The organism is Novosphingobium sp. 18050 (assembly GCF_902706195.1).
In the GTDB taxonomy this organism is placed as follows: Bacteria; Pseudomonadota; Alphaproteobacteria; order Sphingomonadales; family Sphingomonadaceae; genus Novosphingobium.
In genome coordinates, this window is sequence record NZ_CACSJO010000025.1 from 59,349 (window position 1) to 71,327 (window position 11,979).

Below are 11,979 nucleotides of genomic sequence, written 5' to 3' on the forward strand. Positions count from 1 at the left end.
TGCGGCTGCCGGGTGCAAGGGGGTACGTGTTGCAAAGTGTACATACTCAGGTTTGGCACACGCACGTTTCACGCCGCATCGTCCCGGCGCGCGAGGAACAGCACGTCGCGCGGCTGAGCGGTGAGGTGCTGGCCTGAATCGACATAAAGCGTCTCGCCGCTGGCGAGCCAGCCGCCGGCAAGGAACAGGGCGGCCCCGGCCACGTCCTGCGCGGTGGCGCGGCGATGCAGCAGGTTCATCCGGTGGGAGACGTCGGCTTCCGCCTCGGTCTGGTCGTGGCTGGCGAGGATAGCGCCGGGCGCGATCCCGTAAACGCGGTCGCGCGCGTCGGTGCGGGCCATAGAGAGCATCGGCAGGGTTGCCGCCAGCGCATGCTTGCTCATTGTGTAGGAAAAGAAATCGGGATTGGGGTTGAGCAGCTTCTGGTCGGTGATGTGGACCAGCCGCCGACCGCCTTTCGCCCGTGCATGCGTGAGGAACGCCTGTCCGAGCCGGACGGGCGTGGCGGCGTTGACGCGCATAGCCGAGGTGAACGTGCCGGGGTCCAGGTCTTGCGCGGTATCGAGGTCGAATACCCCGGCGCAGTTGATGAGCACCCGCCAGTCGGGGAGGCGGTGGGCCAGGTCCTTCACCATGGCGGGACCCTGTTCCCAGTCGTCGAGGTCGCAGGCGACGATTTCGGCGGAAGGCAACTGGGCTGCCAATGCCTCAGCCTGTTCGCGCGATTGGCCGTAGTGAATCACGACGTGCCAGCCCGCCGCCCCGAAAGCACGCGCGATAGCCGCGCCAATACGCTTGGCGCCGCCGGTCACCAGCATGGCGGGGCGCTCGTTCGCGGATATGGTCATGGGAAAGGCACCATTGCGCCGGCAGGTCCACATAGTCCTGAAGGAACGCTGCGGGCCGCCCCGGAGGTGGTGGCACAGGGCCTGACGGGCAAGGAAGGCACGGGCGTAAGGTACTGGGACATGGCGCCATTGGAGCATAGCCGGCCGGAGTAGGAAAGGCCCGGCAGCTCAGCGGCGCTGACAATCGTACCGGCGGGAGCAGGGCAAAGAAAAAGGCGCGCCGTTGGGGGAACGACGCGCCTTTCTCAAAGGACTGCTATCGGCTTTTTGCCGATCCGATCAGCGGCAGCGCGACTTCGAGCCGCCGCGATCGATTTCGCGGCCGAGGACTGCGCCGCCGGCCGCACCCAGCAGGGTGCCGACGGTGCGGTCACCCCGGGTGTCGATTGCGCGGCCCGCCAGGGCACCGGCAACGCCGCCGACCAGCAGGCCGGTTGTGCCGTTCTTCTTCTGGCAGCGATAGCGACCGTCGTTGCCGCGCCAGTAGCGCGACCCGTCGTCGGCGCGGTGATAGCGGCGCTTGTCGCGTGCCTCGGCCGGAGTGGTGACGGTCATGAAGGCCGGAACGCTGAGCGCCATCATGGTGGCGGCGAGAATGATTTTACGCATGGAAAGGTGCCCTCGTCGGTTGCGTGGAATGAACTGGTAACGCCGCTACTCGTTCATTGATCCACAACGTCAGATGAACGCCTCGTTGTGTTTGTAAATAGATGACGAGATGCGCTTAAGCAGCGACGAGCCGTGGGAAAATGTTACAGGCGGAAATAATTCAATGGCGGTTCAGTCCGATCCGCGTCCCGAGTGTCAGGGCATTGAAAAGGCACGCCGTCCGGCGAGGCGGAGCGCCTTTTCGCAGTCCTGAACGTGGCTCAGATCAACGGCACTGGATGTCGCCCTTGTCGATCTCGCGGCCGAGCGCGCCGCCAAGGACGCCGCCCAGAATGGTGCCGATCGTGCGGTCGCCGTTGCCGGCGATCTGGTTGCCCGCAAGCGCGCCAACACCGGCGCCGATGATCAGGCCAGTCGTGCCATTGTCGCGCTTACAGTAATAACGTCCGTCGTTGCCGCGCCAGACGTGCGAATTGCGGTCGATACGGCGGGGCTGCGAATAGCGACCGCGCGAATCGTAGACATTGCTGCGGCGATCGTCGCGGCGGTTGTCCCGGCGATCGTATCGGTCGTTGCGGCCATCGCGGTCACGGTCGTTCCAGCGCGGTGGATCGGCCATGACCGGGGTGATGGGAAGGGCGGTGACGGTGGCGGCAAGGGCGGCCAGCGCCAGCAGGGATTTCTTCATTTTCCTACGTCTCCTGCGATGCTTATATGCGAAATCGGTCGTCGCATTTCGATAGCCTGTGTCCGAACCGGCGATGAACTGCGCGCACGAATGCACAGGCCACAGGATGGACCGGGCTTTATCGGGGTGCAACGCGCCAATGTGCAAAAGGCTGCGGAAGGTACGTAATGCTTCTCGATCTCGTTGACGTGTTCGGTTCCGGCCCGCTGAGCGGTAATCCGCTGGCGGTTGTGCGCGGGGGCGAGGAGCTGGACGATGCGGCCATGCTGCGTCTGACGCAGTGGCTTGGATATTCGGAAACCACGTTCCTGTTGCCGCCCGAGCATCCCGATGCCGATTACCGTGTACGCATCTTCTTTCCGGCGGGCGAACTTCCGTTTGCAGGGCACCCGACGCTGGGCACCGCCCATGCCTGGCTGGCTGCGGGTGGCGTTCCCAGGCAGGCGGGCCGAGTGGTGCAGGAATGCGGCATCGGCCTTGTCGAAGTGCGCGAGGATGAGGGGCGGCTGGCATTCCGCGCGCCGCCGCTGATTCGCTCAGGCCCGCTTGACGATCCCGACCGCGCCGAGGCTGCGCGGCTTGCCGGGGTGGACGAGGCGCAGATCGTCGCCGCCGTCCACGCCGCCAATGGCCCGGGCTGGCAGCTGCTGCACCTCTCCTCGGCCGAGGCGGTGCTGGCGGCCGAGCCTGTTTCCCATGCCCCCGTCGGCACCGATGTGGCTCTGCTCGGTGCCATCGCGCCGGGCGGCTTAGCGCAGTTCGAAGTGCGCGCCTTCTTTGCCGATCCCGCCGGCAAGCTGCTTGAGGACCCGGTGACCGGCAGCCTCAACGCGGCAGTGGCGCAGTACCTCTTCGCCAGCGGACAAGCGCAGGGCAGCTATATCGCTGCGCAGGGTCGCAAGGTTGGCGCGGACGGTCTCGTTCACTGCTCGCAAAGGGCGGATGGCGAGGTATGGATCGCCGGCCGGGTGGAGACGGTCTCCACCGGCGGCGTCCTCTTTCCGCAGGGTTAGCCCGGCTTTTTCGGCAGAGCGATCTCGGCGGTGCCGGTGCACATGGTGGTACCCTTCTGGTTCTTCATCAGGTGCTTGACGTGGACGAGATGGCGCCCGTCCGCGTCGACCGACTTGTCGACCACTTCGGCGGTCTGGATCGTCACATCGCCGGTCAGGGCAGGGCCACGGTAGTTGGCGACCGAGTGGACCACCATGCCATGCTCGCCCGCCCAGCCCGAGAGGTAGTCCGTCACCCATGAGCCCATCGAGGCGCCGTAGCCATAGCCGCGCGGCATTCCGATTCGCCTTGCGAACTTCGGGAACAGGTGCCCGCGCGAAGGGCCGTAATAGGCGCCATCGGTGAGGAAGGGGTTGACCTTGAGCATGTCCGGGTCGTTCTCGTAGCCGGCCATCTCGGGCGTGAAGCCGAGGCCTTCGAGATCCTGCTTTCGCAAGTCGATAGCACCCCAGGTATTAACGATATAGGCGCGCCATTCGGTGGCGAAGCTGGCGATCGAGTGAGGGCCGAAGACGCGCTCGGGAAGCTGGTCGCCCACCGCCAGATCGTCCCACCAGCGTTCGCCGTGGCCCAGGTCATGCAGCATCTGTACCCATGCAAAGCGACGCTCCTCCATGGCTTCCACTTCGGCGTCGGTCCATTCCGGCTCGTCGAAGTCGTCCGTCTTGACGTTGTCGCCGCCCGCCGATGCCCGGTAGCGGATCGAAGTGGAGCGCTGGCGGGCAATCTGCTCGCCGTCCTGGTTGGAATAGTTGTTGTCGCCGCGCTGGAAGCAGGTGGGGCCGAAGCCGGTCTGCTTCACGGTGTAGTCGAAGGGTACGCGGGTATTGGTGACTACGTCACCGGGCTTGATGCGGGGGCCGAAGAACCACCACTCGTCACCGCCGAACAGGAGGTGCGAATTGTCGATCCGGCCCACGCAGGCCGGCGCGGCGCCGTGGCCGTCGTCGGTCGCGATGGCGAAGCTCTGCGGTGCGACGAGGGCCCCCCAGCGGCTGGCCTGCGCAGTGGCGGGATCGAAGTGGACGAGGTTGGGGTAATGCATCGCGTGGACCCAGCGGCGGATGTCGTTGGGGGCGATCTCCTCGCGCAGGGGCGAGAAATCCATGGGCTTGCCCAGGTACTGATCGATATCGGAGCAGTCGAAATCTTGGTCGCTCATTTCAGGGTCTCTCTCGCGTTTTCAATATTGGCGCTGGCCGGTTGCGTCGTCGGCTTTGAAGACGGCAATCGGCTCGATCGCTTTGAGCATCACCAGCGGGATCACCCGCGTCGTGGCTTTCTGATAGTTTCCGTAGAAGGGATGGCAGTCGACCATGAAGGCCCAGACCTTGTCGCGCTCGGCGCCTTCAGGTTCGCGCCAGGTAGCACGGAAGGCCTGGGTAGCGACCTGGAAGTCGATCGTCTCGGCCTCGCGCACGTTGAGATACCAGGCCGGGTGATGGTCGGCCCCGCCCTTGGAGGCGCAGATCACCACTTCGCCGCCGATGTCGGCATAACAAAGCGGGGTGATGAAGATCTTGCCGCTTTTGCGGCCGGTGTACTTGACCAGGCAATGCGTCGCGAAAGCCCGGCCGCCCACGGGGGTCACGTCCATGATGTGCCCCTTCGCGCCCCCGGATTCGAGGTACATGTCGCGGTGCTCGGTGATCCAGTCCTTGCGGGTGTCGCGGATCGCGGCTGACGTGTCGTCGCTCATGGCTTCTTCCTCTCCTGCCGAAGCGGGGCGGAAGATGGCCGATGGAGGAGGTGGGCGTCTAATCCCGAATGGGTACGCCGGCCAGTGATCGCCCCAGCGGTCTAGCGTCAGTCCGCCGGAGCTTCCTTTTCCGGCGGGAAGGCGATGTGGGCTATAAGGTTGTCGATGAAGGCTTCATGCTGGGCCTTAGTTGCCTTTGTCGGGCGCAGGAGGAGGTCGGTGCGATAGCCGGAAACGGTGGAGACGATGAACTGGGTGAGCCGCGCCGCCTCGTCAGCCTCGAAGCGCGTCGAGAAGAAGCCGGTGAAGGCGGCGCGCATCTTGACTGGCCCGCGCTCGTAGAACATTTCCTTGATCTCGGGGAAGCGTCCGCCTTCACTCACCACTAGCCGGTAGAGCAGCGCCGAGTTCACGTTCAGCAGGCAGTCCAGGAACCGTATGCAGGCGCGCCGCAAGGCGGCTGGCGAGAAGGTCTGGCCGGTCAGCACTTCCTCGATATCGCGCGAGAACATTGCGATATGCATGTCGATGACTGCGGAAAACAGCTCTTCCTTGGAGGAAAAGTGTGCCCACAAGGTCGCCTTGGAGCCGCCGAGGGTGTCTGCGATCGCGGACATCGTGGTGGCTGCGTAGCCATGTTCCAGAAACAAAAGCGTGGCAATGCGCACGATCTCGGCGCGTTTGCGTGCTTTGTTGAGCTCTCGTTTTCCGATCATTTCCGTCATAGGCGTACCATCTAGTACACTTTTTGTTTGACAGGTTCAACCCGCGTCTCGATGAATGTACACTGATGAGTACGCATATGAACCCGCGATTCGCGGCAGCATCGCTGCTGGCGATCACACTTTCCCTCGGGGCCTGCACGGCGCCCGATCTCGGCCCGCGTTCGCAGTTGACGCCGCCGGGCGGGCTTGAGGCTGGCCAGTCACTGACCAGCAACAGTTCCGCCTTGCGCGACTGGCCGCGTGAGCGCTGGTGGACCGCCTATGGCGACCCCCAGCTCGACGCTCTGGTAGAGGAAGCGCTGGCCGGATCGCCCAGCGTTGCCGCCGCCCAGGCCCGTATCCGCCAGGCACGCGGTGCGGCTGGTATCGCCGGCGCGGCGCTACTGCCCACACTGGGCGGGCAGGGCTCCGCGGGGTTCACCAAGCAGTCCTACAACAATGGCGTGCCGGCCGAGTTCGTTCCCAAGGGGTGGAACAGCACCGGCACGCTGGCACTCTCGGGTGACTTCGACCTCGACCTCTGGGGTGCCAACCGCAAGGCCCTGGCCGCCGCGACGTCGGAAGCCGAGGCCGCCGAGGCCGACGCCCGGCAGGCTGAGCTGATGATCTCCAGCAACGTGGTCTCCTCCTATTTCGACCTCGCCCGCCTGGTCGAACGCGGCAAGGCGCTGGGTGATGCCACCAAAGCGCGCGGCTCCTTCGTTGACCTGACTGGCCAGCGCGAACGCGAAGGTATCGACAACCAGGCTCCGATACGCCGTGCGGAAGCGGCTGCAGCTACTGCGCGCGCTGCTTTCTCTGCGAATGAAGAACAGACCCTGCTTCGCCGGCATGCGCTCGCTGCGCTGCTCGGCAAAGGCCCCGACCGTGGACTGGCAATTACCCCCCCTGCCATCGCCACGGTTCCCGAGGTGGGTATTCCCACCGATGCGGGCATCGCGCTTGCAGGTCGCCGCCCCGACATCGTCGCGGCGCGCCTGCGAGCCGAGGCGGCCGGCGCCCGGATCGACCAGGCCAAGGCAGCGTACATGCCCAACATCAGCTTGCGCGGCCTGTTCGGCCTGACCTCGCTGGGCCTGTCCAACCTGATCGACAGCGGCTCGACTTACGGCAGTGGCGGTGGCGCGCTCAGCCTGCCTATCTTCCAGGGTGGACGCCTGAAGGGCCAGTTCACGCAGGCGCGCGGCGGCTATGACGCTGCCGTTGCCAATTACAACGAGACCGTGGTGGGCGCGCTGCAGGAAGTTGCCGATGCGCTTGCCAGCCGCGATGCCGCTGCCGGACAGGAGCGCGACGCGGCAGAAGCGGCGCGTACCTCGCAGGTCGGCTATGACCTGTCGATGCAGCGCTTCCGCGGCGGCCTTTCCAACTACCTCGACGCACTGACCGCCCAGACCGAAGCGCTGCAGGCGCGCGAAGCGGCGATCGATGCCCATTTCCGTACTCTTGCCCTGGAAGTGGCGCTGCAACGCGCGCTTGGCGGCGGCTTCGCAGACAATTCCAGTGAGAAGGCTCCCGACAATGACTGATGGCGTGCAGGACCAGAAGAACGGTTCCGGCCCAGATGCTGGCGAAAGCGTGATCGAGAAGAAGAACCGCAAGCCGCTGTTGATCGGTGTTGCGGTGGTGGTCGTGGTGGCCGCCGTAGTCTACTTCCTCTATGACGAGTTCATCGGCAGCCGCTCGGTCTCGACCGACAATGCCTATGTTGGGGGTGAAAGCGCGGAAGTGACACCGCTCACCGCCGGTCAGATCGCCGAAGTTCTGGTCACCGATACCCAGCCGGTGCGCAAGGGCCAGATCCTGATGCGTCTCGACGACAGGGACCAGCGCATCTCGCTGGCTCAGGCCGAGGCCGGGTTCGAATACGCCACCCGCCGCTATGGCCAGTCGCTGGCGAACGGGAACGCACTCGGCGCAGCGGCCGATGCCAGCGCCACGCAGATCGCTTCGGCCATCGCCAAGCAGGCATCCGCGCAGGCCACGCTCGCCAAGGCGCAGGAAGACTTCCGCCGCCGCAACGCGCTTGCCGGTGGCGGTGCTGTTTCCGCCGAAGAATTGACCTCTGCCCGTCAGGCACTGGCTTCGGCCCAGGCTGCCGGACAGGAAGCCAGCGCAGCCGTCGCTCAGGCGCGAGCCAGCGCCATCAGTGCCCGCCGTCAGGAAGAAGCCGCGCTTGCCCTGACCAAGGGCACGAGCACCCAAACCGCTCCGGAAATCCTGCTTGCCAAGGCGCAGCTCGCAACCGCCCAGCTGGCGATGGAGCGTACCATCATTCGCGCCCCGATCGAAGGTGTTGTCGCCAAGCGTTCGGTGCAGGTCGGCCAGAAGATCGAGATGGGCACCGTCGCGATGATGATCGTGCCGGTGAACGCGCTCTACGTTGACGCCAACTTCAAGGAAGATCAGCTCGGCAAGGTCCGCTCGGGCCAGGCGGCTACCGTGACCTCCGACTTCTACGGCGACGACGTGAAATACCATGGCAAGGTCGTCGGCTTCGCAGGCGGCACCGGGGCGGCGTTTTCGCTTATCCCGGCGCAGAACGCGACCGGCAACTGGATCAAGGTGGTGCAGCGCCTGCCGGTGCGCATCGAACTCGATCCCAAGGAGCTGAAGGAACATCCGCTGCGGATCGGCCTGTCGATGGAAGCCAAGATCGACCTGTCGAGTAAGGACTGATGGCAGGCGCTGCATCAGCGGCGGGCGCTGCGCCCAAGTCAGGCGGCGGCGCTCCGGCGCAGCCGCTGACCGGCGCGAAGCTGGTCCTGGCCGGGCTTGTGCTGGCCATGGCGAACTTCGTCGTCGTGCTCGACACGACGATCGCCAACGTTTCGGTTCCGCATATCGCGGGCGGCCTTGCAGTTTCCGTATCGAGCGGGACCTGGGTCATCACGTCCTACGCCGTCGCCGAGGCGATCTGCGTGCCGCTCACCGGCTGGCTCTCCAACCGCTTCGGCACATTGCGCGTCTTCATGCTGTCGCTGATCGGGTTTGGCCTGTTTTCGACGCTTTGCGGGCTTTCGACCTCGCTTTCGATGCTCGTCGTGTTCCGTCTGGGGCAGGGCTTTTGCGGCGGTCCGCTGATGCCGCTGACGCAGACGCTGCTGCTGCGAATCTTCCCCAAGGAGATGCACCCCAAGGCGATGGCGATGTGGGCGATGACCGTCGTCACCGCGCCGATCGCCGGGCCGATCCTGGGCGGCTATATCTCCGACAACTGGTCGTGGGAGTGGATCTTCTTCATCAACGTGCCGATCGTTGCGCTGATCTTCTTCGGTGTGTTTACCCTGCTGCGCGGGGCGGAAACGCCGACACAGAAGCTGCCGATCGACAAGATCGGTCTGCTGCTGCTGGTGATCTGGGTCGGCGCGTTCCAGATGATGCTGGACCTGGGCCGCGACGAGGATTGGTTCTCGTCGGGCAAGATCGTGTTGCTGGCCTGCATCGCGGTGGTCGTCTTCGTCGCTTTCGTGATCTGGGAGCTGACCGAGGACCACCCGATCGTGGACATCAGCGTGTTCCGACATCGAGGCTTCTCCGCCTCCACACTATCGCTGACGATCGCTTTCGGCACCTACTTCGCCTCTATCGTCATCATTCCGCAGTGGCTCCAGACCTCGATGGGCTACACGGCGACGGAGGCGGGCCGGGCCATGGCGTTCAGCGGTGTGCTGGCGGTTGTTGCCTCCCCCTTCGTGCCCAAGCTCATGCAGCGTTTCGACCCCCGGCTCATCGTCTTCGTCGGCGTGACCTGGATCGGCATCTGCGCGCTGATGCGCATGACATGGTCGACCGAGATCACTTTCTGGTCGATCGCCATGCCGCAGCTTTTGCAGGGACTGGGCGTCTCGCTCATGATCGTGCCGCTGACCACCATCAGCTTGAGTTCGGTCCTGCCTCGGGAAACCGCTTCGGCGGCGGGCATCGCGAACTTCGGGCGAACGCTGGCAGGCGCGGTGGCCACCGCGATCGTGTCGACGGTCTGGAGCGACATGTCGCGTGAGCGCTCTGCCGAGATCGCCGGCACGCTCAACGGCGCCGGTGCGCTGTCCCAGAACCTTCAGGACAGGGGCTTCTCGGCCGAGCAGGCACGCGGGACGATTGCGCAATTGGTGGAGAACCAGGGAACGGCCGTCGCCACTGGACACCTCTTTGTCATCTGCGCCATCGCCCTGTTCCTTGCCGCGCTGACGATCTGGCTGGCCCCGCGCCCGCCCAAGAACGTGAAGGCCGCCTCGGGGCACTGATATCAAGGCGTTAGGATGCTGACGCATCCCGCCTTGGAAACACTCAAGCGCCGCACGGGCTCTCGCCTGAGGCGGCGTGCCTTCGGGTCGCACCAAAGGCAAGACGGCGTTCCGGCCGGACGGAAAGACAGGCAGCCCCCCAGCCTCTCGCCTTTCCGTCCGGTCGGCACACCGGCCGGTCGCTTACGCCCCTTGCGCTGGCGGCTGGCCGCTCCCATCCTCGACTGATGATACAGGATGGTTCTCCAGACGCACGCCGCCAGGCCCCGGCTACCGAGCGAAACCGCGACCCGATCCTCTCGGTCCTGCGCGAGGTGCTGCCGCTTTCGGGGCGGGTGCTTGAAGTCGCCGGCGGGACCGGCGAACATGCCGTCCATTTCGCCGCCGCGCTGCCCGACCTGCTTTGGCAGACGAGCGATCCCGATGCGGGTGCACGCGCATCGATCGCGGCGTGGCGGGCGGATGCTGGCCTGTCCAACCTCCTGGAACCTATCGCGCTCGACGCCGCTGCCGACTGGCCCGACATGACCGTGGAGGCGGTGGTGTGCATCAACATGATCCACATCAGCCCCTGGACGGCGACTGAGGGACTGATGACGGGCGCGGCGAAAGTTCTGGGCTCCGGTCATCCACTGGTACTTTACGGGCCGTACCGGCGGGGCGATCGTACACTGGAGCCGGGCAATGCCGTATTCGACGAGGACCTGAAGCGCCGCAATCCCGATTGGGGCCTGCGCAGCGTGGAGGACGTGCGTGCCTGTGCGCTCGACTATGGACTGGCGTTCGACCAACTGGTCGAGATGCCGGCCAACAACCTGATGCTGGTCTTCAGGAAGCGTTGAAGCTGCTGCGCGAAAGGCGGGGCAGAACCAGCGCCTGGCCCACCGCACGGGCGGCGAACAGCACGGCAAAGGCGGCCCATAAGCCATGGTTGCCCAAGGGCCGCAATTCCACCAGTAGCGCCAGATAGAGCACCATCGCCGCTGCCATCGTCCCCAGCATGGCGCGGGTCCAGCCGGCCCCCACGAACACGCCGTCGAGCACGAATGAGACGACACCGAGCAGCGGCAGGAGGGCTAGCCACACGGCATAGTCGCGGGTCGCTGCGATAACCTGCGGATCGGTACTGAAGGCTCCGGCAAGCCATGCGCCGCCAAATGCGTAGAGGCACGAGACGGCCAGCCCTGTCAGTCCGCCCCAGACCAGCGCGGCGCGCACGGCGGCGTTGAAGCGGCTGCGCGCGCCGGCCCCCAGGGCCTCTCCGCAGAGCACTTGCGCCGCGCTCTCGAAGCCGTCGAGCAGCAGGGTGGCCAGCATGAACAGCTGGAACAGTATGCCGTTCGCCGCGAGCGTCACCGGCCCGGCCTGCGCTCCGCTGCGTGCGAAGATCAGCAGCGCGGTGGTCAGCAGCAGGGTCCGGGCGAAGAGATCGCGGTTGAGGGCGAACAACTGCATCAGGTCTGCGCGCGCCCATGTCGCGCGATGACCAAGTGCGGCCAGCGCCTCGCGCGCAGCGCCTTCGCGCACGACGACGGCGGCGAGCAGCGCGAACTTGAGAGCCTCGGAACTGACCGTTGCGGTGGCGACACCGGCCACGCCCCAATGCGCAACCAGCACAAGCAAGAGGTCCAGCGCGATGTGGACGAGGTTGGCGGCGATCTCGACATAGAGGACATATCGCAGCTTGCGCCGCCCGATCAGCCAGCCCACCAGCACGCAATTGGCCAGCCAGATCGGCCCGGCCCAATAGCGGATCGCGACATAGGCCCGGGCGTCTTCGCGCAGCGGCCCGGTCGCGCCCAGCAGATCCAGCCCGAGGGAGATCGCCCAGGGCATGGCGAGCAGCAGCAGCGCACCGATCCCCATTGCCACGGTCATGGCGCGGGCAAGGGTCTGGCCCTGCACCGGCCCGTCGCCGCGGCCGCTGCCCTGCGCAGTCAGGGCGACGGTGCTGGTGCGCAGGAAGTTGAATATGTTGAGCAGGCCCAGCATGAACTTGGCGCCCAGTTCTACCGCGCCTTGCGCCGGGGCGTCGCCAAGGCGACCGATCGCCCACATGTCGGCCAACCCGAACAAGGCCGTTGCCACGTTGGTCAGCATTGCCGGCAAGGCAATCGACCAAAGCTGGCGGGCGGTATCGCTTCGGGTC

The 11,979-nt window shown here is 65.6% G+C and carries 12 protein-coding genes; 5 read left to right on the plus strand and 7 right to left on the minus strand.

Annotated features, from left to right (window positions below; translation table 11 throughout):
- Positions 1-68 precede the first annotated feature (68 nt).
- From GVL61_RS19745 to GVL61_RS19755, 3 genes are all read right to left on the minus strand, one after another.
- Complete coding sequence (locus GVL61_RS19745; RefSeq protein ID WP_235037810.1) at positions 69-848, minus strand: SDR family oxidoreductase; 780 nt, start codon at positions 846-848, stop codon at positions 69-71.
- 279 nt (positions 849-1,127) lie between these two features.
- Complete coding sequence (locus GVL61_RS19750; RefSeq protein ID WP_159982374.1) at positions 1,128-1,457, minus strand: glycine zipper 2TM domain-containing protein; 330 nt, start codon at positions 1,455-1,457, stop codon at positions 1,128-1,130.
- Positions 1,458-1,722: 265 nt separating this feature from the next.
- Positions 1,723-2,145 carry a glycine zipper 2TM domain-containing protein gene (locus GVL61_RS19755; protein WP_159982375.1) on the minus strand — a complete coding sequence of 141 codons (423 nt, stop codon included), beginning with the start codon at positions 2,143-2,145 and terminating at the stop codon, positions 1,723-1,725.
- A 167-nt stretch (positions 2,146-2,312) separates the two neighbouring features.
- Here GVL61_RS19755 and GVL61_RS19760 point away from each other — a divergent pair, with 167 nt between their 5' ends.
- Positions 2,313-3,158: a PhzF family phenazine biosynthesis protein gene (locus GVL61_RS19760; RefSeq protein ID WP_159982376.1), complete on the plus strand. Its 846-nt coding sequence runs from the start codon at positions 2,313-2,315 to the stop codon at positions 3,156-3,158.
- On the opposite strand, the gene GVL61_RS19765 is transcribed toward GVL61_RS19760, so the two are convergent.
- The 3 genes from GVL61_RS19765 to GVL61_RS19775 all read right to left on the minus strand — a co-directional run bounded on the left by GVL61_RS19765 (position 3,155) and on the right by GVL61_RS19775 (position 5,583).
- Positions 3,155-4,321, minus strand: a complete 1,167-nt coding sequence (locus tag GVL61_RS19765) for a MaoC family dehydratase N-terminal domain-containing protein (RefSeq protein ID WP_159982377.1) — start codon at positions 4,319-4,321, stop codon at positions 3,155-3,157. The two genes, GVL61_RS19760 and GVL61_RS19765, sit on opposite strands and share 4 nt — an antisense overlap.
- Before the next feature lie 21 nt (positions 4,322-4,342).
- Complete coding sequence (locus GVL61_RS19770) at positions 4,343-4,858, minus strand: nitroreductase/quinone reductase family protein (RefSeq protein WP_159982378.1); 516 nt, start codon at positions 4,856-4,858, stop codon at positions 4,343-4,345.
- Positions 4,859-4,965: 107 nt separating this feature from the next.
- The gene (locus GVL61_RS19775; RefSeq protein ID WP_200844758.1) at positions 4,966-5,583 is read right to left on the minus strand and encodes a TetR/AcrR family transcriptional regulator; all 618 of its coding nucleotides are present in this window, start codon (positions 5,581-5,583) and stop codon (positions 4,966-4,968) included.
- Positions 5,584-5,660: 77 nt separating this feature from the next.
- Here GVL61_RS19775 and GVL61_RS19780 point away from each other — a divergent pair, with 77 nt between their 5' ends.
- The 4 genes from GVL61_RS19780 (at position 5,661) to GVL61_RS19795 (ending at position 10,672) form a co-directional block, all read left to right on the plus strand.
- Positions 5,661-7,112: an efflux transporter outer membrane subunit gene (locus GVL61_RS19780; protein WP_235037811.1), complete on the plus strand. Its 1,452-nt coding sequence runs from the start codon at positions 5,661-5,663 to the stop codon at positions 7,110-7,112.
- On the plus strand, positions 7,105-8,262 hold the full coding sequence (locus GVL61_RS19785; RefSeq protein ID WP_159982380.1) for an HlyD family efflux transporter periplasmic adaptor subunit: 1,158 nt from the start codon (positions 7,105-7,107) through the stop codon (positions 8,260-8,262). Before GVL61_RS19780 ends, GVL61_RS19785 begins: the two co-directional genes overlap by 8 nt.
- Positions 8,262-9,830, plus strand: a complete 1,569-nt coding sequence (locus GVL61_RS19790; RefSeq protein ID WP_159982381.1) for a DHA2 family efflux MFS transporter permease subunit — start codon at positions 8,262-8,264, stop codon at positions 9,828-9,830. The genes GVL61_RS19785 and GVL61_RS19790 overlap by 1 nt, the downstream gene beginning before the upstream one ends.
- Before the next feature lie 227 nt (positions 9,831-10,057).
- Positions 10,058-10,672 (plus strand): DUF938 domain-containing protein, encoded by a 615-nt coding sequence (locus GVL61_RS19795; RefSeq protein WP_159982382.1) that lies wholly within the window; start codon positions 10,058-10,060, stop codon positions 10,670-10,672.
- On the opposite strand, the gene GVL61_RS19800 is transcribed toward GVL61_RS19795, so the two are convergent.
- A partial coding sequence (locus tag GVL61_RS19800) for an MATE family efflux transporter (protein WP_235037812.1) occupies positions 10,659-11,979 on the minus strand: 1,321 nt, incomplete at its 5' end. The genes GVL61_RS19795 and GVL61_RS19800 overlap by 14 nt on opposite strands.